Below are 20,802 nucleotides of genomic sequence, written 5' to 3'. Positions count from 1 at the left end.
GAGCGGCCATGCACAGCTATGACTATGCCTTGCTGATCGCCTTTTTCGTCCTGTTGCTGGCGCCCGCGGCGTTGCTCGGGCGCTTTTTCTACAAAGTGATGGAAGGCCAGCGCACCTGGCTGTCGCCGCTGCTGGCGCCGCTGGAGCGCGGTTGTTATCGCCTGGCCGGCGTCGATCCCACGCAAGAGCAGAGCTGGCAGCGTTATGCCCTGGCGCTGCTGCTCTTCAACCTGGCGGGCTTCATGCTGCTGCTGGCGATCCTGCTGCTGCAGGGCTACCTGCCGCTCAACCCGCGGCAGTTGCCGGGCCAGGACTGGTCGCTGGCGCTGAACACGGCGGTGAGCTTCGTCACCAATACCAACTGGCAGGCCTACAGCGGCGAAAGCTCGCTGAGCGCGCTGAGCCAGATGCTCGGCCTGACCGTGCAGAATTTCCTCAGTGCCGCCACCGGCCTTGCCGTGCTGGTGGCGCTGTGCCGCGGCATTGCCCGGCGTTCGGCGAGCACCCTGGGCAACTTCTGGGTCGACCTGACCCGCGCCACCCTTTACGGCTTGCTGCCGCTGAGCCTGCTGCTGGCGTTGCTGCTGGTCTGGCAAGGGGTGCCGCAGACCTTCACCGACAGCGTGCAGGCACTGACCTTGAGCGGTGATCGGCAAACCCTGCCGCTCGGGCCGGTGGCCAGCCAGATCGCCATCAAGCAGCTGGGCACCAACGGCGGCGGATTCTTGGGCGTCAACGCCGCGCACCCGTTCGAGAACCCCACGGCCTGGAGCAACCTGTTCGAGCTGGTGGCCATCGTGCTGATTCCGGCGGCGCTGGTGTTCACCTTCGGCCATTACGTCAAGGATCTGCGCCAGAGCCGGGCGATTCTCGGCTGCATGCTGGCGCTGTTCGTGCTCGGCGGCGCCACGGCGTTGTGGGCCGAATACCAGCCCAACCCGGCCTTGCTCGCCCCACAGGTGGAGCAGACCGCACCGCTGGAGGGCAAGGAAGCGCGCTTTGGCACCACCGGCTCGGTGTTGTGGGCGGTAACCACCACTGCCGCCTCCAACGGTTCGGTGAACGCCATGCACGACAGCCTCAACCCGCTGACCGGGCTGGTGACGCTGGGCAACATGATGGTTGGCGAGGTGATCTTCGGCGGCGTTGGCGCCGGGCTCTACGGCATGCTGCTGTTCGTGCTGATCGCGGTGTTTCTTGCCGGGCTGATGATCGGCCGTACCCCGCATTACCTGGGCAAGTCATTGCAGGCCCGCGAGGTCAAGCTGCTGGTGGCGACCTTGCTGGTGATGCCCCTCGGCGCGCTGGTGCTCGGCGCCATCGCGGCGAGCCTGCCAGGTGCGCAAACGGCGCTGAGCAATCCCGGCCCGCATGGCTTCAGCCAACTGCTTTATGCCTATACCTCGGCCACTGCCAACAACGGCTCGGCGTTCGCCGGCTTTGCCGGGAACAGCGTGCTGCACAACCTGCTGCTGAGCCTGGCGATGCTGATCGGCCGCTTTGGCTACATCCTGCCGGTGCTGGCCCTGGCCGGAAGTCTCGCGGCCAAGCGCTGCGCGGCCTGCGGTGCCGACAGTTTCCCCACCCACGGCGTGCTGTTCGCCAGCCTGCTGCTGGTGACGGTGTTGCTGGTCGGCGGCCTGAGCTTTCTGCCGACCCTGGCCCTCGGGCCGCTCGCCGACCACCTCAGCCAAGGTTTCCAAGGAGTCGCCCCATGAACCTGCCTATTGCTGAAACCGGCCCTGCGCTCGACGCCAGTCAGGCCACCCGCTTCAGCCGGCTGTGGCGCCCAGCGCTGCGCCAGGCCTTCGTCAAGCTCGATCCGCGTCAGTTGCGGCGCTCGCCGGTGATGCTGGTGGTGGCCGTCAGCGCGCTGCTGACCAGTGTGCTGAGCGTGCTGCCGGACAGCGGCGTGAGTACCGCCGTGGCCGTGCAGATCAGCCTGTGGCTGTGGTTCACCGTGCTGTTCGCCAACTTTGCCGAGGCGCTGGCCGAAGGCCGTGGCAAGGCCCGTGCCGACAGCCTCAGGGCCGGCAGCCAGGGCCTTACCGCGCGCCGCCTTGAGCGCGACGGGGGCTTTAGCACAGTGCCCGCCGCAACCCTGCGCAAGGGCGATGTGGTGCAGGTGCTGGCCGGTGAGCTGATTCCCGCCGACGGCGAGGTGCTCGAAGGCATCGCCGCGGTGAACGAGGCGGCCATCACCGGCGAATCGGCACCGGTGATCCGCGAATCGGGCGGCGACCGCTCGGCGGTCACCGGCAATACGCGCCTGGTGTCCGATCGGTTGCTGGTGCGCATCAGCAACGACCCCGGCGAGTCGACCGTAGACCGCATGGTGGCCCTAGTGGAGGGCGCGCGGCGGCAGAAGACGCCCAACGAGGTCGCGCTGGATTTGTTGCTGATCGGCCTGACCCTGGTGTTTCTCATCGTGGTGGTGACGCTGCAGCCGTTTGCGCGTCTGTCTGGCGGGGGCTTGCCGTTGATCTTCCTCGCTGCGTTGCTGGTGACGTTGATTCCGACCACCATCGGCGGGCTGCTCTCGGCCATCGGCATCGCCGGCATGGACCGCCTGGTGCGGCTCAACGTCATCGCCCGCTCGGGCCGCGCGGTGGAGGCGGCCGGCGATGTGCAGACCCTGCTGTTGGACAAGACCGGCACCATCACCTTCGGCAACCGCCGTTGCGCGGCCCTGCACTGCGCGCCCGGCATCGCCCCGGCGACGCTGGCCGAAGCCGCGCTGTACGCCTCGCTTGCCGACGACACCGCCGAGGGCAAATCGGTGCTGGAGTACGTGCGTGGCTTGCATACGCTGGTCGAACCTGCGGCTGGGCAGTTCCAGGCCATTGCCTTCAGCGCCGAGACGCGGCTGTCGGGCATCGACCTCGGTCCGCGGCGCTACCGCAAGGGCGCGGTGGATGCGGTGCTGGCCTACGCCGGCCTGCCAGCCGAGCAACTGCCGCCGGCCCTGGCCGTAGAAGTGCAGCGCATCGCCCAGAGTGGCGGCACGCCGCTGCTGGTCTGTAGCGAGCAGCGGGTGCTGGGGGCGATCCACCTCAAGGATGTGGTCAAGCCGGGCATTGCCGAGCGCTTCGCGCAGTTGCGCGCCATGGGCATTCGCACGGTGATGATCACCGGCGACAACCCGCTGACCGCCGCGGCCATCGCCGCCGAAGCGGGGGTCGATGATGTGCTGGCGCAAGCAACCCCGGAGAAAAAACTGGCGCGCATTCGCCAGGAGCAGAGCGAAGGGCGTCTGGTGGCGATGTGCGGCGACGGCGCCAACGATGCCCCGGCGCTGGCCCAGGCCGATGTCGGCGTGGCCATGAACGAAGGCACCCAGGCAGCGCGCGAGGCGGCCAACATGGTCGATCTGGACAGCGACCCGACCAAGCTGCTCGATGTGGTGCAGGTGGGCAAGGCGCTGCTGGTCACCCGTGGCGCGCTGACCACCTTTTCCATCGCCAACGATGTGGCCAAGTATTTCGCCATCCTCCCGGCACTGTTCGCCGCCATCTACCCGCAGCTTGGCGTGCTCAACCTGATGCAACTGCACAGCCCGCAAAGCGCGATTCTTTCGGCCATCGTGTTCAACGCGCTGATCATCGTCGTGCTGATTCCGCTGGCGCTGCGCGGCGTGTCGGTGCGCGCCACCAGCGCTGCGCAGTTGCTGCGGCGCAATCTGCTGCTGTACGGGCTCGGTGGGCTGCTGGTGCCGTTCGCTGGAATCAAACTGATCGACCTGCTGCTCACCGCCTTGCACCTGGTCTGAAGGAGACTGCCATGCTTGCTTCGCTGCGTCCGGCGCTGTGCCTGCTCGCTTTACTCACGCTGCTCACCGGCGGCCTTTACCCGCTGCTGGTCACCGCCCTGGGGCAATGGGCGTTCCCGTATCAGGCCAACGGCAGCCTGCTGCGCGACGCCCAGGGCCAGGTGCGCGGCTCGCAACTGATCGCCCAGCCGTTCAGCGGCGCGCAGTGGTTCCACTCGCGCCCGTCTGCCGGCGACTACGCAACCCTGCCCAGCGCCGCGAGCAACCTGGCGGCGAGCAATCCGCAGCTGGCCGCGCGCATCAAGCGTGAGGCTGCGCTGGAATCGAACCAGGGCCAGGGGCCAGTGCCATTGGCCTTGTTGACCACCTCGGCCAGTGGCCTCGACCCGCATTTGCCACCGGCAGCCGTGGCCTGGCAATTGCCACGCGTGGCAGCGGCGCGCGGCGTGCCGGTGCAGCGCTTGCAAGCGCTGCTCGATCAGGCCACGCTGCGGCCCTGGGTCGGGCCGCCCGTGGTCAACGTGCTGCTGCTCAACCAGGCGCTGGCCGGTCTGGCGTCTACTCCCCATGAAGGATGATCGATGACTGATTCTTCGGGCGCCGCCGCGTCGCGCGCCGCCGTGCCGGGCGCCGCAGCGCTGCGCGCCGATGCACTGCTGACGGCACTGCCAGCTCAGGGGCGGGGCCGTTTGAAGGTGTTTCTCGGCGCAGCCCCTGGCGTCGGCAAGACCTACGCCATGCTTCAGGCTGCCCACGCCCGCCAGCGCCAGGGCGTGAGGCTGCTGGCGGCGGTGGTGCAGAGCCATGGCCGCAGCGAGACCGAAGCGCTGTCGCTGGGCCTGCCGCACGTGCCGCTGCTGCGCCGTGAATACCGCGGCGTGCTGCTCGACGAGATGGACCTCGATGCCGTGCTGGCCGCTGCGCCGCAGCTGGCTCTGGTCGACGAGCTGGCCCACAGCAACGTGCCCGGCAGTCGTCACGCCAAGCGCTGGCAGGATGTGCAGGAACTGCTGGCCGCAGGCATCGACGTCTACACCACAGTCAACGTCCAGCACCTGGAAAGCCTCAACGACAAGGTGCGCGGCATCACCGGCGTACAGGTGCGCGAAACCGTTCCCGACTGGGTGGTGCAGGAAGCCTTCGAACTGGTGCTGATCGACCTGCCGCCGCGTGAGCTGCTCGAACGCCTGCGCCAAGGCAAGGTGTACGTGCCCGAACAGGCGCGGGCGGCCATCGATGCGTTCTTCTCGCAGACCAACCTCGGCGCTCTGCGCGAGCTGGCCATGCAGGCCGCGGCGGCGCAGGTCGATGCCGATGTCGCCCAGGGCTATCGGCAGCGCGGCGAGCAAGCCCCGGCGTTGCAGGGGCGTTTGCTGGTCGGGGTCGATGGCGACGATCAGGCCGAAGCGCTGGTGCGCCACGCCAGCCGGGTCGCCCAGCGCCGGCACTTGCCGTGGAGCGTGGTGCACGTCGAGCGCGGTGCAGCGCGCGATGAAGGCAGCCGGCAGCGCCTGCAAGCGGCCCAGCAACTGGCCGAGCGGCTGGGTGGCGAGGTGGTGGTGCTGCGTGCCAGCGAAGTGGCGCGTACGCTGCTCGGCCACGCTGCCGAGCGCCGCGCCAGCGTGCTGCTGGTGGGGCAGAGCCGGCGACGCCGATGGCGCCGCTGGTTCGCCGGCGGCGTGGCGCAGCGCCTGCTGCGGGAGCCTTCGGGGCTTGAGATCAGCGTGCTCGATGGCGAACCGGTGCGGCCTTCAGCACCGCGTGTCGAGGCTCAGCGCTGGGTCGCCGCGCACTACCTGCTGGCGATCCTCGCCACACTGCTGGCCGCCGGTGTGGCCTGGGCCGTGTCCAGCGTGCTCGAACTGCCGAACATCTCGCTGGTGTTTCTCGCTGCGGTATTGCTTGTGGCGGTGCGCAGCAGCCTGGGCCCGGCGCTGGTTTGCGCGTTGCTGTCGTTTCTCGCCTACGACTACCTGTTCATCGCGCCGAGTTTTTCCTTGAGCATCCGCCGCGAAGAAGACGTGCTGACCTTGCTGTTCTTTCTGCTCATGGCGGCCCTGACCGGCAAGCTGGCTGCACGCCAGCGCCGCCAGTTGCAGGTGCTGCGTGACACCCAGGACGAGACCCGGCAGTTGCTCGAGCTGTCCCAGCACCTGGCGCTTGCCACCGACCGCAAGGCCGTGCTGGCGGCTGCCGTCACCCACTTGGAACAGGCCGCCGGGCAGCCGGTGACGGTGGTGCAGCGCCTCGCCGATGGCGGCTTCAGCCCGCTCAGTGGCCCGGCGCAGCCGTTGCCGGTCAGCGCCCAGGCGGCTGCGCAATGGGCCTGGCAGCACGGCCAGGCCGCAGGCGCCGGCACCGACACGCTTCCCGACAGTCCGTTCTGGTGGTGGCCGTTGCGGGTCGAGGATCGGCCGCTGGCCTTGCTCGGGGTGAAGGTTGCGCCCTCGGCCGCGCTCAGTCGCCGCCGTCTGCGCCTGTTGCGCGGTTTGGCTCAGCCTCTGGCGCAGGCCTTGGCCCGGGTCGAGCTGGCCGAGCAACTGGAGGCCGCGCGCCTGCAAGGGGAAACCGAGCAGTTGCGCAGCGCGCTGCTGGCGTCGGTGTCGCATGACTTGCGCACGCCGCTGACGGCCATGCGCGGCAGCATCGACAGCCTGCTTGCCCTCGACCAGGCGCTGAGCGGCGCCGATCGCCGCGAGTTGCTCGAAGGCACCCGTGATGAGGCTGAACGTCTTGATCGCTACATTCAGAACCTGCTCGACATGACCCGCCTGGGTCACGGCAGCTTGGCCCTGGCGCGCGACTGGGTAGCACCGGCCGATATCGTCGGCAGTGCCTTGCACAGGCTGCGCACACTGCTGGCGCCGCTGCGCGTCGAACGGCAGATGGCTGGCGACCTGCCTCTGCTGTACGTGCATGCCGCGCTGATCGAGCAGGCGTTGGTCAATGTGCTGGAAAACGCCGCGCGGTTTTCGCCGAGCGGGGGCCGCATTGTTCTTCAGGTGATGGTCGAGGGCGAGCAGTTGCATCTGGCGGTCAGTGATCAGGGCCCGGGCATTCCGCTGGCCGAACGCAGCAAGATCTTCGACATGTTCTACACCGCCGCGCGCGGCGACCGTGGCGGGCAGGGCACAGGCCTGGGGCTTGCCATCTGCCAGGGCATGATCGGCGCGCACGGTGGCCGCATCGAGGTCGACGACGGCCTCGATGGCCAAGGTACTTGCATCACTCTATGCTTGCCGCTGCCCGCCCAACCCGATGCTGATACCGAGGCGCCATGAGCCTACCTGCCACCTTGCTGGTGATCGACGACGAGCCGCAGATTCGCAAGTTTCTGCGCATCAGCCTGTGCTCGCAGGGCTACCAGGTGGTCGAGGCCGCCACCGGCCGGGAAGGCCTGGCGCAGGCAGCGCTGGCGCGTCCCGACCTGATAGTGCTCGACCTCGGCCTGCCGGACATGGACGGCCAGCAGGTGCTGCGTGAACTGCGTGAATGGAGCGCGGTGCCGGTGATGGTGCTGTCGGTGCGCGCCAGTGAGGTGCAGAAGGTCGATGCCCTCGACGGTGGCGCCAACGACTACGTGACCAAGCCCTTCGGCATTCAGGAATTTCTCGCCCGGGTGCGCGCCTTGCTGCGTCAGGCCGCCGCCGCGACCACGCCAAGTGGCGGCGGCGAGCCGCTGCTGCGCCTAGGCCCGCTGAGCATCGACCTGGCCCTGCGCAAGGTCAGCCTCGACGGTTGTGACGTCGAGTTGACCCGCAAGGAGTACGCGTTGCTGGCGCAACTGGCGCGGCATCCGGGGCGGGTCATCACCCAGCAGCAGTTGCTCAAGGATATCTGGGGCCCGAGCCATGTCCACGACACCCATTACCTGCGCATCGTGGTCGGCCACCTGCGGCAAAAGCTCGGTGACGACCCGGCGGCGCCGCGTTTCATCGTCACTGAGGTGGGTGTCGGCTATCGCCTGTTGAGCGATTAAGCCTCGCTGGCAGGCTCGAGGAACGCTGCCGCCAGCAACTGCCGCGTGTAGGGGTGCTGCGGGTCGCGGAAGATCTCGTGGGCCGCGCCTTGCTCGACCACCTGACCTTGCTTGATCACCATCAACTGATGGCTGAGCGCCTTGACCACCGCCAGGTCGTGGCTGATGAACAGGTAAGTGAGGTTGTATTTCAGCTGCAGCGAGCGCAGCAGCTCCACCACCTGGCGCTGCACCGTGCGGTCGAGGGCCGAGGTCGGCTCGTCGAGCAGAATCAGCGCCGGCTTGAGCACCAGGGCGCGGGCGATGGCGATGCGCTGGCGTTGGCCGCCGGAGAACTCGTGGGGATAACGGTGACGGCTGGCAGGATCAAGGCCGACTTCCTGCAACGCCGCGATGATTGCCGCTTCGCGTTCCTCGGCCGTGCCGATGCGGTGGATGTGCAAGCCTTCGCCGACGATATCGGCCACGCTCATGCGCGGGCTGAGGCTGCCGAACGGATCCTGGAACACCACCTGCATTTGCCGGCGCAACGGCCGCACCTGGCGCTGGTCGAGGCCATCGAGGGCATGGCCGTCGAAGCGGATGCTGCCTTCGCTCGCGATCAATCGCAAGATCGCCAGGCCCAGGGTCGACTTGCCCGAACCGCTCTCACCGACGATGCCCAGGGTCTGCCCCTGGGGCAGGCTGAAGCCCACGCCATCCACCGCCTTGACGTGGTCGACCGTGCGCCGCAGCAGGCCCTGCTTGATCGGGAACCACACCTTCAGCGCATCGACCTCCAGCAGCGCCGGGCCGACCGCAGTGCTGGCCGGCGCGCCACTGGGCTCGGCGTTGATCAGCATCTGCGTGTACGGATGCTGCGGGGCGCTGAACAGGGTTGCGCAATCGGCCTGCTCGACGATCTGCCCCTGCTGCATCACGCACACCCGGTGGGCGATGCGCCGCACCAGGTTAAGGTCGTGGCTGATCAGCAGCAGCGCCATGCCCAGGCGCGCCTGCAACGATTTCAGCAGTTCGAGAATTTTCATCTGCACGGTGACGTCGAGCGCGGTGGTCGGCTCGTCGGCGATCAACAGCTCCGGCTCGTTGGCCAGGGCCATGGCGATCATCACCCGCTGGCGCTGACCACCGGACAACTCGTGGGGCAGGGCCTTGAGGCGCTTGGCAGGTTCGGGAATGCCGACCAGTTCGAGCAGCTCGAGGGTGCGCGCGGTGGCCTGCTTGCCGGTCAGGCCCTTGTGCAGCAGGAGGATTTCGTTGATCTGTTTTTCGATGTTGTGCAGCGGATTGAGCGAGGTCATCGGCTCCTGGAAGATCATCGCGATGCGATTGCCGCGGATGCGCTGCATGGGCTTTTCGCCCAGGTGCAGCAGGTCCTGGCCCTGGTAGCGGATGCTGCCACTGGGGTGGCGCGCCAGCGGGTAGGGCAGCAGGCGCAGAATCGAATGCGCCGTGACCGACTTGCCCGAGCCACTTTCGCCGACCAGCGCCAGGGTCTCGCCCTTGCGGATGTCGAAACTGATGCCATCGACCACGCGGTTGACCTGCTCGCCGGTGACGAACTCCACCGCCAGGTCGCGGACTTCGATCAGGGTCTGTTCATTCATGTCATTTCCTCGGATCGAAGGCATCGCGGGCGGATTCGCCGATGAACACCAGCAGGCTGAGCATCACCGCCAGCACGGCGAAGGCGCTGATGCCCAGCCAGGGCGCTTGCAGGTTGGACTTGCCCTGGGCCACCAGTTCGCCCAGCGAAGGCGCCCCGGCGGGCAGGCCGAAGCCGAGAAAATCCAGTGCGGTGAGGGTGCCGATGGCGCCGGTGAGGATGAACGGCAGGAAGGTCATGGTCGAGATCATCGCGTTGGGCAGGATGTGCCGGTACATGATCGAGCCATCGCCCATGCCCAGCGCGCGGGCGGCGCGCACGTATTCCAGGTTGCGCCCGCGCAGGAACTCGGCGCGCACCACATCCACCAGGCTCATCCACGAGAACAGCAGCATGATGCCCAGCAGCCACCAGAAATTCGGCTGCACGAAGCTTGCGAGAATGATCAGCAGGTACAGCACCGGAAGGCCCGACCAGATTTCCAGAAAACGCTGGCCGGCCAGGTCGACCCAGCCGCCGTAGTAGCCCTGCAAGGCGCCGGCGATGACGCCGATCACCGAGCTGGCCAGGGTCAGGGTCAGGGCGAACAGCACGGAAATGCGAAAGCCGTAGATCACCCGCGCCAGCACGTCACGGCCCTGGTCGTCGGTGCCCAGCCAGTTATCCAGCGACGGCGGCCCCGGGGCCGGAACCTTGAGGTCGTAGTTGATGCTCTGGTAGCTGAACGGCACCGGCGCCCACAGCACCCAGGCATCGTGCTTGGCCAGCAGTTCGCGGATGTACGGGCTCTTGTAGTTGGCTTCCAGGGGGAATTCGCCGCCGAAGGTGGTTTCCGGGTAGCGCTTGAAGGCCGGGAAGTACCACTGGTCGTCGTAGTGCACGGCAATCGGCTTGTCGTTGGCGATCAGCTCGGCGCCCAGGCTCAGGCCGAACAGAATCAGGAACAGCCACAGCGACCACCAGCCGCGACGATTGGCCTTGAAGCGCTCGAAGCGCCGCCGGTTGAGAGGAGAAAGGGCCATGTCAGTGCTTCCTGCTGGCGAAGTCGATGCGTGGATCGACCAGGGTGTAGGTCAGGTCGCCGATCAGTTTCACCACCAGCCCGAGCAGGGTGAAGATGAACAGGGTGCCGAAGACTACCGGGTAGTCGCGGTTGATCGCCGCCTCGAAGCTCATCAGGCCCAGGCCGTCGAGCGAGAAGATCACCTCGATCAGCAAGGAGCCGGTGAAGAAGATGCTGATGAACGCCGACGGAAAGCCGGCGATCACCAGCAGCATGGCGTTGCGGAACACATGGCCGTAGAGCACCCGCGAACGGCTCAGGCCCTTGGCCTTGGCGGTGACCACGTACTGCTTGTTGATCTCGTCGAGAAAGCTGTTCTTGGTCAGCAGGGTCATGGTGGCGAAGTTGCCGATCACCAGCGCGGTGATCGGCAGCACCAGGTGCCAGAAGTAGTCCAGCACCTTGCCCGTGGTCGACAGCTCATCGAAGTTGTTCGAGGTCAGCCCGCGCAACGGGAACCAGTCGAAATAGCTGCCACCTGCGAACAGCACGATCAGCAGAATGGCGAACAGGAACGCCGGAATGGCGTAGCCGACGATGATCGCCGAGCTGGTCCAGACATCGAAGTGGCTGCCGTGGCGCACCGCCTTGGCGATGCCCAGCGGGATCGACACCAGGTACATGATCAGGGTGCTCCACAGCCCCAGCGAGATCGACACCGGCATCTTTTCCATGATCAGGTCGATGACTTTGGCATCGCGGAAGAAGCTGTCGCCGAAATCCAGCGTGGCGTAGTTCTTGATCATGATCCACAGGCGTTCCGGGGCTGGCTTGTCGAAGCCGTACATGTGCTCGATCTCGGCGATCAGCGCCGGGTCCAGGCCTTGCGCGCCACGGTAGTTGGAGCCGGCCACCGAGACTTCCGCGCCGCCGCCGGCAATGCGGCTGGTGGCGCCTTCGAAGCCTTCGAGCTTGGCGATCATCTGCTCGACCGGGCCACCCGGCGCGGCCTGGACGATGATGAAGTTGATGACCAGGATGCCCAGCAGAGTCGGAATGATCAGCAGCAGGCGCCGCAGGGTATAGGCCAGCATGTCAGTTGCCCTCGGCAGGCGGCGGGGTGGCTTGGCTCACCGCCGGGGTGACGTCCGGCTTGATCCACCAGGTGTTGATGCCCAGGTCGAAAGTCGGCGACACCTCGGGGTGGCCGATGTGGTTCCAGTACGCCACCCGGTAGGTGCTGATGTACCAGTTGGGAATCACGTAGAAGCCCCACAGCAGGGCACGGTCCAGGGCGTGGGCGTGCTCGATCAGCGACTGGCGCGAGTCGGCGTTGATCAGCGACTCCACCAACTGGTCGATGGCCGGGTCGCGCAGGCCGATGTAGTTGCGGCTGCCGGGGTTGTCGGCCGACACGCTCGACCAGTACTCGCGCTGTTCGTTGCCCGGCGAGCTGGACTGCGGGAAGCTGCCGATCATCATGTCGAAATCACGCAGACGAATGCGGGTGATGAACTGCGAGACATCGACCCGGCGAATCACCAGGTCTATGCCCAGTTCGGCCAGGTTGCGCTTGAACGGCAGCAGCACGCGCTCGATGTCTGGCTGGGCGAGCAGAAACTCGATGGTCACAGGCTTACCCTGAGCATCGACCATCTTGTCGTCGACGATCTTCCAGCCGGCCTCCTGCAGCAGGTGATAGGCGGTGCGCTGCTGCTCGCGGATCATGCCGCTGGCGTCGGTGACCGGCGTGCTGAAGGCGGTGGTCAGGGCACGCTCGGGAATCTTCCCGCGCAGCGGTTCGAGAATCGCCCGCTCGGCATCGCTGGGCGCGCCGCGGGCGGCCATGTCGGAGTTCTCGAAATAGCTGTTGGTGCGCTTGTAGGCACCGTTGAACAGCTGCTTGTTGGTCCACTCGAAATCGAACAGTTGGCTCAGCGCTTCACGTACGCGGATGTCCTGGAAAATCGGTCGGCGCAGGTTGAAGACGAAGCCCTGCATGCCGGACGGGTTGCCATTGGGCAGCTCTTCGCGGATCAGCCGGCCATCGCGCACCGCGGGAGTGTTGTAGGCCGTGGCCCAGCTTTTCGCCGTGCGCTCTTCGCGGAAATCGAACTGCCCGGCCTTGAGCCCTTCCAGGGCCACCACGTTGTCGCGGTAGACGTCGAAGGTCATGGCGTCGAAGTTGTACTGGCCGACATTGATCGGCAGGTCCTTGGCCCAGTAGTCCTTGACCCGCTCATAGCGAATCGAGCGCCCCGGCTTGACCTGGGCGACCCGGTACGGCCCGCTGCCCAATGGCAATTCGAGGCTGGCGTGGGTGAAATCCCGCTCGGCGTACCAGTGCTTGGGCAGCACCGGCAGCTGGCCGAGGATCATCGGCAGCTCGCGGTTGCCGCCGTGCTTGAAGTCGAAGCGCACCTGCAACGGCGTTTCCGCCACCACCTGGGTCACGTCGGCGTAGTACTGGCGGTACAGCGGCGAGCCCTGTTTGGTCAGCGCATTGAAGGAAAACACCACATCCTCGGCACGCATCGGCTGGCCGTCGTGGAAACGCGCTTCCGGGCGCAGGTAGAAGCGCACCCAGGTGTTGTCCGGGGCCTTTTCGATCTTGCCGGCGACCAGGCCGTATTCGGTGAACGGCTCGTCACGGCTCTGGGTCATCAGGGTGTCGTAGATCAGCTCGATGCCATCGGCCGGCACGCCCTTGGTGATGTATGGGTTGAGGCTGTCGAAGCTGCCGAAGCTGGACTGGCGGAAGGTGCCGCCCTTGGGCGCCTTGGGGTTGACGTAGTCGAGGTGCTTGAAGTCGGCCGGGTACTTGGGCGGCTCGTCATACAGGGTCAGGGCGTGCTGCGGGGCGGCCACGCCGGGCAGCGCCAGGCAGGCGAGCAACAGGCCTGCGGCCAGTGCGCCGAGGCGGTGGATGGGCATCATGGGGATTTCTCCGGAGTCTTCTTGAGCCACCAGCTGTTCAGCCCGAGGGTATAGGGCGGCGTGGCGACGAAGGCGAAGCGGTTGCGGTACGCCAGGCGGTGATTATCGAGATACCAGTTGGGAATCATGTAGTTGTGCCACAACAGCACGCGGTCCAGGGCACGCGCAGCGGCGACCTGGTCATCGCGGCTCGGCGCAGCCAGCAGGGTGTCGAGCAGGTGATCGACCACCGGGTCGTTGACCCCTGCGTAGTTCTTGCTGCCCTTGATCGAGGCCTGGCTCGAGTGGAAGTACTGCCACTGCTCGAGGCCCGGGCTGAGGGTCTGGCCGAGGGTCATCAGAATCATGTCGAAATCGAACTGGTCCAGGCGCTGCTTGTACTGCGCGCGATCGACCGTGCGCAGCCCGGCGGCGATGCCGATGCTGGCGAGGTTTTCCACGTACGGCTGGAAGATGCGCTCCAGATTCGGATTGACCAGCAGAATTTCCAGGCGCAATTGCCGGCCCCTGGCGTCCACCAGGCGCTGGCCGTCGAGGCGGTAACCGGCCTTGGCGAACAGGCCCAGCGCTTCACGCAGGGTTTGCCGGCGGATGCCGCTGCCTTCGGTCTGGCTGACCTGATAGGGCTCGGTGAACAGCTTGGGCGGCAACTGGTCGCGGAACGGCTTGAGCAGCAGCCATTCCTTGCCCACCGGCAGCCCGGTCGCGGCGAACTCGCTGTTGGGGTAATAGCTGGTCGAGCGCTGATAGGCACTGCTGAACAGTGCGCGGTTGGTCCACTCGAAATCGAGCATCAGCCCCAGCGCCTGGCGCAGGTCGGGGTTGTCGAACGGCGCGCGGCGGCTGTTCATGAACAGCCCTTGGGTCTGGGTGGGAATACGGTGCGGAATCTGCGCCTTGATCACCTGGCCACGGCGCACCGCAGGGAAGTTGTAGCCGTTGGCCCAGTTCTTCGCCTGATGCTCGATGTAGATGTCGAATTCGCCGGCCTTGAACGCTTCGAAGGCCACCGTGGCGTCGCGGTAGAACTCGAATTCCACGCGGTTGAAGTTGTACTTGCCGCGATTGACCGGCAGGTCCTTGCCCCAGTAGTTCTTCACCCGCTCGAACACCAGGCGCCGGCCGGGCTGCACCTCGGTGATGCGGTACGGCCCGCTGCCCAGCGGCGGCTCGAAGGTGGTGGCCTTGAAATCGCGCTTTTCCCAGTAGTGCTTGGGCAATACCGGCATCTCGCCCAGGCGCAGGATCAGCAGCGGGTTGCCGGCGCGCTTGAAGACGAAGCGGATGCGCAGCGGCCCGAGGATGTCGACGCGCTGCACCTCCTGCAGGTTGGTGCGATACAGCGGGTGGCCTTGCTTGAGCAGGGTGCGATAGGAAAACGCCACATCGGCCGCGGTGATCGGCTTGCCATCGTGAAAGCGCGCCTGGGGGCGCAGGTTGAACACCACCCAACTGCGGTCTTCGCTGTATTCCACCGAGCGGGCGATCAACCCATAGCTTGAGGTCGGCTCGTCACCGGAAGGGTCGTACTGGCCGGTGCCGACCATCAGCGTTTCGTTCAGCTCGCTGACCCCGTACTGCTGGAAGTTCGGCGTGGTGACCGGGCTCGAGCCTTTGAAGGTGTAAGGGTTGAGGGTGTCGAAGGTGCCAAAGGCCATGGCGCGCAACGTGCCGCCCTTGGGCGCTTGCGGATTGACCCAGTCGAAGTGGGTGAAGCTGGCTGGGTACTTGAGCGTGCCGAACTGCGCGTATCCGTGGCTTTCGCTCACTGTAGCGCCCGCAGGGAAGCTCAAGGCCAGGCTGATTGACAGCAGGAGGGGACGTATCAAGTCGGCATCCGATCCAGAGGCGTTGGGCTTGGGTCGGGCTACAGTAACAGCTTGTCAGGGATGGAAAAAGAGACCCCGGAAAGGCGTTGCGCCAGGGCTGGCGCGGCATTGCGCGAGGGCATCTGCGCCCCGCGCGGCGGGGCGTGATGAACAGCGGGCACGGTGTTGCCCGAAGCGTGTCAGTGGCCGAGGTAGACGGTCAGGGTCTGGCCGGGTTTGAGCGCCTTGCCGCTGCGCGGATTCCAGCGCTTGAGGTGCTGCATTTCTACGTTGAAGCGCTTGGCCACCAGGTACAGCGAATCGCCCTTGCGTACCTTGTATTGCGTCGAGCGCGTTTGCGCAGCGGCCACACGGTTGGCTGCTGCACTGGGTGCGCTCGGTGCACTGGCGCCGCGCAGGGCAAGCACCTGGCCGGCTCTGAGGCTGCTGCCCGACAGACGGTTCCAGCGCTGGATGTCACGCACCGACACGCGGTTGGCCCTGGCGATGGCGCCGAGGTTGTCGCCACGCTTGACCCGGTAGCTGCGCGCACCGGCTGGAGCCGCCGCCGGCGCCCGGGCTTCGGCGAGGGCGGCCTGGAAGACCGCCTTGTTCGGTTGCAGGCTGACCAGCTGTTCAGCATTCAGGTTGGACAGGCTGGCTGCCAACAACTGCGCCTTGGCCGTCGGCACCAGCAACTGCTGCGGACCATCGACGGTCATGCGCTTCTTGAAGGCCGGGTTGAGCTGGATCAGTTCGTCTTCGTCGATGTCGGCGAAGGCGGCTACCCGCGACAGGTCGAGCCGCTCATTGATCGTGATTGCCTCGAAGTAGGGCTGGTTGGCGATCGGGCTGAGGTTCACGCCATAGGCTTCGGGGGTGTTGACGATCTGCGACAAGGCCAGCAGCTTGGGTACGTAGTCACGGGTTTCCTGCGGCAGTGGCAGGTTCCAGTAATCGGTCGGCAGGCCCAGGCGTTCGTTGCGTTCGATGGCCCGGCTCACCGTGCCTTCGCCGGCGTTGTAGGCCGCCAGTGCCAGCAGCCAGTCGCCGTTGAACATGTCGTGCAGGCGGCTGAGGTAGTCCAGCGCGGCGTTGGTCGAGGCGGTGATGTCGCGTCGGCCATCGTAGAAGTGGGTCTGACGCAGGTTGAAGCTGCGCCCGGTGGACGGAATGAACTGCCACAGGCCGACGGCATGCGCACGCGAGTAGGCCATGGGGTTGTAGGCGCTCTCGATGGCCGGCAGCAGCGCCAGCTCCAGCGGCATGTCGCGCTCTTCGAGACGCTCGACGATGAAGTGCATGTACAGGCTGCCACGCTCACCCAGCGCTTCGACCGAACGCGAGTTGCTGGCGAACCACAGGCGTTGCTGTTCGATGCGCGGGTTGACGTCGATGTCTTGCAGCACGAAGCCTTCGCGCATGCGCACCCAGACATCCTGCGGCGGCGGCTTGACCGCTGGCGCGATCACCCGCGGCGCGGGCCTGTGCTTGATCCGCGCCTGATAGTCGGGCGCGCGAACGCTGTCGGTTTCCGTGACCTTGGGCGCGCTCTGGCAACCCACCAGGGTGGCTGTCAGGGCCAGTGCGCTGGCTTGCGCCAGGCGCCTCAAGGCGAGGGAATGAGAGGTTCTGCGGCTGGACAATGACATCGGCGGGTACGTTCATCCGGGCAAAAAAGTTGGGCGATTCTAGGAACCGCTTCCTGCCTGGTCAACCTTTGCCCCGCCTTCAGATATATCTTGGGGTTATCAGAACTCGTTCTTCCATGACCTCAGGGCAGCAAAAACCGATACGGGAGTGAGGTTTGCGTCGCCCGTCCATTCGTCTGCTTTTTGTTTAACGGATGTTTCAGTGGTGCGTATGAAAGGGTTGGTCTGACGCTCCAGCCCAATGCGCGAGGGCAGGGTGATGCGCTGCTCGGCTCGCAGTCGCTCGACATCCGCCAGACGCTGCTGCAACACCGCGTTGTCGGGCTCGACCGCCTGGGCGAAGCGCAGGTTGCTCAGGGTGTACTCGTGGGCGCAGTACACTTCGGTGCCTTCCGGCAGCGCCGCCAGCCGCTCGAGCGAGGCATGCATCTGCGCCGGGGTGCCCTCGAACAAGCGTCCACAGCCACCGGCGAACAGGGTGTCGCCGCTGAACAGCACCGGCCGAGGAGGCGCACTGTAGAACGCGATATGCCCCAGGGTATGCCCGGGTACTGCCAGCACTTCGAAGTCCAGGCCCAGGGCCTGCACGCGGTCACCGTCGCTCAGCGCCACGTCGCGGGCCGGGATCGACTCCGCAGCCGGGCCGAGCACGCGGGCGCCGGTGGCGGCCTTGAGCGCCTCTACGCCGCCGACGTGATCCTGATGGTGATGGGTGATGAGAATGTCGGTGAGCTGCCACTGGGGGTGCGCACCGAGCCAGTCGAGCACCGGCTGGGCGTCACCTGGGTCGACCACGGCGCAACGCTGTGTGGCAGTATCCTGTAACAACCAGATGTAGTTGTCGGAGAAAGCGGGTAGGGCATCGATCTGTATCATGTGCGGTTATCCGATTCACCTGGCGGGACATGGGGGCATCTTAGCTGCGATGGCGCGGTGCGAGAAACCTTTGACGGAGAGTGCGATGAGCGATGAAGCGTTTGCCCAGGCCGATGCGCAGTGGCTGGAGTTGACTGCCCTGGCCCGCGACTGGTTCAACGGACCTGTGGGGCAATTGATGCTCAGGGAAGAACAGATGCTGCTCGAAGACGAGCTGCAGCGCTTGTTCGGCGGCTTTCTGGTGCACTACGGCCCCTGCGCCGAGGCGCCGCCCAGCGCCCCGCAGGTGCAACGCACGGTGCGTCTGGGGGCGCCGTTCGCCGGGGTTGAAATCGTCTGCGAAGAGCAGGCCTGGCCGCTCAGTGAACATGCCGCCGACGTGGTGGTGTTGCAGCACGGCCTGGATTTCAGCATTTCCCCCCACGGCCTGCTGCGCGAAGCGGCCAAGGCGGTGCGCCCCGGCGGGCACCTGCTGATCGTCGGCATCAACCCCTACAGCGGTTGGGGCCTGCGCCACCTGCTGGGCAAAGGCGCGTTGCGCAAGGCCCGCTGCATTTCTGCCTCGCGCGTCGGCGACTGGCTCAACCTGCTGGGCTTCGCGCTGGAGAAACGCCGGTTCGGGTGCTATCGTCCGCCGCTTGCCTCGCCGGCCTGGCAGCAACGCCTGAGCGGCTGGGAACGCCGTGCCGGTGCCTGGCAGCTAGGCGGTGGCGGGGTCTACGTACTGGTGGCGCGCAAGATGGTGATCGGCCTCAGGCCGCTGCGCCAGGAACGCCGCGAGCCGATGGGCAAGCTGCTGCCGCTGCCCCTGGCCAAGGTCAATCGCCGGCGCAGCGATCGCTCGGCGGCGCCACCGACGGTCGATAACTTCTAGTCAATGAGCGGTACATGAGCGAAAGCATCGAGATCTACACCGATGGTGCCTGCAAGGGCAATCCTGGCCTGGGTGGCTGGGGCGTCCTGATCGTCTACAAGGGCCAGGAAAAAGAGTTGTGGGGCGGCGAGCGCAACACCACCAACAACCGTATGGAGCTGATGGCCGCGATCCAGGGCCTGATGGTGCTGACCCGCGAATGCGACGTGGTGCTGACCACCGACTCGCAGTACGTGATGAAAGGCATCACCGAGTGGATGGTCAACTGGAAGAAACGTGGCTGGAAGACCGCCGCCAAAGAGCCGGTGAAGAACGCCGACCTGTGGCGTCTGCTCGACGAGCAGGTCAACCGCCACAAGGTCACCTGGAAGTGGGTACGCGGGCACATCGGCCACCCCGGCAACGAGCGCGCCGACCAGTTGGCCAACCGCGGCGTCGACGAGCTGCGCTGAGCCCGACACGCGCGACCTCCCTCAGGTACAATCGCCACCTTTCCCGAGATGCACGTTGGAGTCACCACCTGTGGAGCAGCAGCAAGACAAACGTCTGGTCATTCTCGACACCGAAACCACCGGTATGCCGGTCACCGAAGGTCATCGGGTCATCGAAATCGGTTGTGTCGAAGTGGTCGGTCGGCGCCTGACCGGGCGGCATTTCCACGTTTATCTGCAGCCCGACCGCGAAAGTGACGAGGGCGCCATCGGCGTGCACGGCATCACCGACGCCTTCCTGATCGGCAAGCCGCGCTTCGCCGAGGTGGCTGACGAGTTCTTCGCGTTCATCGACGGCGCCACGCTGGTCATCCACAACGCGGCGTTCGACGTGGGCTTCATCAACAACGAATTCGCTTTGGTGGGGCAGTCGCAGCGCGCCGATATTGCTCAGCATTGTCCGATTCTCGACACCCTGATGATGGCCCGTTCGCGCCATCCGGGGCAGCGCAACAGCCTCGATGCGCTGTGCAAACGCTATGGCATCGACAACTCCGGCCGTGAGCTGCACGGTGCACTGCTCGATGCCGAGCTGCTGGCCGATGTCTATCTGGCGATGACCGGGGGGCAGACCAGCCTGTCGCTGGCCGGCAGTGGCGCCGAGCGCCAGGATGGTCAACAGGCGGCGCCCAGTGAGATTCGGCGGGTGCTGGGCCGTCAGCCAGGCCAGGTGTTAATGGCCAGCGCGGCAGAGCTGCAAGCCCATGCCGAACGGCTGGAAGCGGTGGCCAAGGCTGCAGGTGCACCTGCGTTGTGGCAAACCATCGAAGCGGGCTGAAGCGCAGGGTATCCGGTGTGATGGCAAAGCCCAGGCCTTGCCAGCAGACCGGGTAAAGCCACTCAGGGCACGCGAATCAGTTCGACTCCGCTGGCGACCAGTTCGAAGCGGTTTTCCCCCAGATGATTGACCCGATCACCTATCGCCAGGCGGTAGGTGACGATCGGCGCGCCCAGCACATTGCCATCGGCCTGCAGGGTCGACTCCTGGAACTCGTGGACGGGATAGATACGGCCTTCGGCGTCACGGGCGTGGAACTGGCCGACCATTACTGCTGCCATGTGCGAGGAAACCTCTGAAATATGAAGAAATGTCTGTAGCCATAGACCTGTGCGGGCAGCGGTAAGTTTTCCCTGCAAAGGAAAAAAACCCTGAGGCGTAATGGTGGTCATCTATAACTACAGCGTTCCTTTCACAGCAGAGGTTGGAGAGCACCATGAGCCATGAGTATTCCGTAGCGGTTGTCGTCGGTAGCCTGCGCAAGGATTCCTATAACCGCCAGGTTGCGCGGGCGTTGTCTGAGCTGGCGCCTTCGAGCCTGTCGCTGAAGATCGTCGAGATCGGTGACCTGCCGCTGTACAACGAAGATGCCGAAGCCAATGCGCCTGAGGCCTGGAAGCGCTTTCGCGACGAGATTCGCGGCAGCGACGCGGTGTTGTTCGTCACCCCCGAATACAACCGCTCGATGCCAGGGTGCCTGAAGAACGCCATCGACGTCGGCTCGCGTCCCTACGGCGAGAGCGCCTGGGGCGGCAAGCCTGCGGCGGTGGTCAGCGTTTCTCCGGGCGCACTGGGCGGTTTCGGTGCCAACCATGCCGTACGCCAGACGCTGGTGTTCCTCGACATGCCGTGCATGCAGATGCCCGAGGCCTATGTCGGTGGCGCCGCCAACCTGTTCGACGACGCCGGCAAACTCAATGAAAAGACCCGGCCGTTCCTGCAAACCTTCATCGATCGCTTCGCCGGCTGGGTCAAGCTCAACCGCGCCGTCTGAGCCAGGGCTTGTCTGCGCTGCGCCGCTGGGTAAGA

The 20,802-nt window shown here is 65.9% G+C and carries 17 protein-coding genes; 9 read left to right on the top strand and 8 right to left on the bottom strand.

Annotated elements, in window-relative coordinates; translation table 11 throughout:
* Positions 1-8: 8 nt before the first annotated feature.
* Genes kdpA through H618_RS0104090 form a run of 5 tightly spaced genes read left to right on the top strand, consistent with a single transcriptional unit; the run spans position 9 to position 7,748 of the window.
* Complete coding sequence (gene kdpA / locus H618_RS0104110) at positions 9-1,718, top strand: potassium-transporting ATPase subunit KdpA (RefSeq protein WP_028693860.1); 1,710 nt, start codon at positions 9-11, stop codon at positions 1,716-1,718.
* Positions 1,715-3,769, top strand: coding sequence for a potassium-transporting ATPase subunit KdpB (kdpB, locus tag H618_RS0104105; RefSeq protein ID WP_028693859.1), 2,055 nt, complete (start codon positions 1,715-1,717; stop codon positions 3,767-3,769). The genes kdpA and kdpB overlap by 4 nt, the downstream gene beginning before the upstream one ends.
* 11 nt (positions 3,770-3,780) lie before the next feature.
* Positions 3,781-4,347, top strand: a complete 567-nt coding sequence (gene kdpC / locus H618_RS0104100) for a potassium-transporting ATPase subunit KdpC (RefSeq protein ID WP_028693858.1) — start codon at positions 3,781-3,783, stop codon at positions 4,345-4,347.
* Between the two features lie 3 nt (positions 4,348-4,350).
* Positions 4,351-7,050, top strand: a complete 2,700-nt coding sequence (locus tag H618_RS0104095; RefSeq protein WP_050577201.1) for a sensor histidine kinase — start codon at positions 4,351-4,353, stop codon at positions 7,048-7,050.
* A complete protein-coding gene (locus tag H618_RS0104090; protein ID WP_028693856.1) occupies positions 7,047-7,748 on the top strand; it encodes a response regulator in 702 nt (233 codons plus the stop codon). Before H618_RS0104095 ends, H618_RS0104090 begins: the two co-directional genes overlap by 4 nt.
* Here H618_RS0104090 and H618_RS0104085 read toward each other — a convergent pair.
* The 7 genes from H618_RS0104085 to gloB all read right to left on the bottom strand — a co-directional run bounded on the left by H618_RS0104085 (position 7,745) and on the right by gloB (position 17,630).
* Complete coding sequence (locus tag H618_RS0104085; RefSeq protein ID WP_028693855.1) at positions 7,745-9,355, bottom strand: ABC transporter ATP-binding protein; 1,611 nt, start codon at positions 9,353-9,355, stop codon at positions 7,745-7,747. The genes H618_RS0104090 and H618_RS0104085 overlap by 4 nt on opposite strands.
* Position 9,356: 1 nt before the next feature.
* Positions 9,357-10,376 (bottom strand): ABC transporter permease, encoded by a 1,020-nt coding sequence (locus tag H618_RS0104080; RefSeq protein ID WP_028693854.1) that lies wholly within the window; start codon positions 10,374-10,376, stop codon positions 9,357-9,359.
* Position 10,377: 1 nt separating this feature from the next.
* A complete protein-coding gene (locus H618_RS0104075; RefSeq protein WP_028693853.1) occupies positions 10,378-11,451 on the bottom strand; it encodes a microcin C ABC transporter permease YejB in 1,074 nt (357 codons plus the stop codon).
* A gap of 1 nt (position 11,452) precedes the next feature.
* Positions 11,453-13,294 (bottom strand): extracellular solute-binding protein, encoded by a 1,842-nt coding sequence (locus tag H618_RS0104070; RefSeq protein WP_028693852.1) that lies wholly within the window; start codon positions 13,292-13,294, stop codon positions 11,453-11,455.
* A complete protein-coding gene (locus H618_RS0104065) occupies positions 13,291-15,123 on the bottom strand; it encodes an extracellular solute-binding protein (RefSeq protein WP_050577199.1) in 1,833 nt (610 codons plus the stop codon). The genes H618_RS0104070 and H618_RS0104065 overlap by 4 nt, the downstream gene beginning before the upstream one ends.
* A 179-nt stretch (positions 15,124-15,302) precedes the next feature.
* Positions 15,303-16,754, bottom strand: coding sequence for a lytic transglycosylase domain-containing protein (locus tag H618_RS0104060; protein ID WP_028693850.1), 1,452 nt, complete (start codon positions 16,752-16,754; stop codon positions 15,303-15,305).
* Between the two features lie 99 nt (positions 16,755-16,853).
* Entirely contained in the window at positions 16,854-17,630 is a 777-nt protein-coding gene (gloB, locus tag H618_RS0104055) for a hydroxyacylglutathione hydrolase (RefSeq protein ID WP_028693849.1), read from the bottom strand.
* Between the two features lie 85 nt (positions 17,631-17,715).
* Here gloB and H618_RS0104050 point away from each other — a divergent pair, with 85 nt between their 5' ends.
* The 3 genes from H618_RS0104050 to dnaQ all read left to right on the top strand — a co-directional run bounded on the left by H618_RS0104050 (position 17,716) and on the right by dnaQ (position 19,773).
* Positions 17,716-18,504, top strand: coding sequence for a class I SAM-dependent methyltransferase (locus H618_RS0104050; RefSeq protein ID WP_028693848.1), 789 nt, complete (start codon positions 17,716-17,718; stop codon positions 18,502-18,504).
* Between the two features lie 14 nt (positions 18,505-18,518).
* On the top strand, positions 18,519-18,956 hold the full coding sequence (gene rnhA / locus H618_RS0104045) for a ribonuclease HI (protein ID WP_028693847.1): 438 nt from the start codon (positions 18,519-18,521) through the stop codon (positions 18,954-18,956).
* A gap of 70 nt (positions 18,957-19,026) precedes the next feature.
* Positions 19,027-19,773: a DNA polymerase III subunit epsilon gene (dnaQ, locus tag H618_RS0104040; protein ID WP_028693846.1), complete on the top strand. Its 747-nt coding sequence runs from the start codon at positions 19,027-19,029 to the stop codon at positions 19,771-19,773.
* Between the two features lie 62 nt (positions 19,774-19,835).
* On the opposite strand, the gene H618_RS0104035 is transcribed toward dnaQ, so the two are convergent.
* Positions 19,836-20,054, bottom strand: a complete 219-nt coding sequence (locus H618_RS0104035) for a hypothetical protein (RefSeq protein ID WP_028693845.1) — start codon at positions 20,052-20,054, stop codon at positions 19,836-19,838.
* A gap of 155 nt (positions 20,055-20,209) precedes the next feature.
* Here H618_RS0104035 and H618_RS0104030 point away from each other — a divergent pair, with 155 nt between their 5' ends.
* On the top strand, positions 20,210-20,767 hold the full coding sequence (locus H618_RS0104030; RefSeq protein ID WP_028693844.1) for an NADPH-dependent FMN reductase: 558 nt from the start codon (positions 20,210-20,212) through the stop codon (positions 20,765-20,767).
* Positions 20,768-20,802 lie beyond the last annotated feature (35 nt).

The organism is Pseudomonas cremoricolorata DSM 17059 = NBRC 16634 (genome assembly GCF_000425745.1).
In the GTDB taxonomy this organism is placed as follows: domain Bacteria; phylum Pseudomonadota; class Gammaproteobacteria; order Pseudomonadales; family Pseudomonadaceae; genus Aquipseudomonas; species Aquipseudomonas cremoricolorata.
This window is presented reverse-complemented; position numbering and strand designations above follow the sequence as displayed.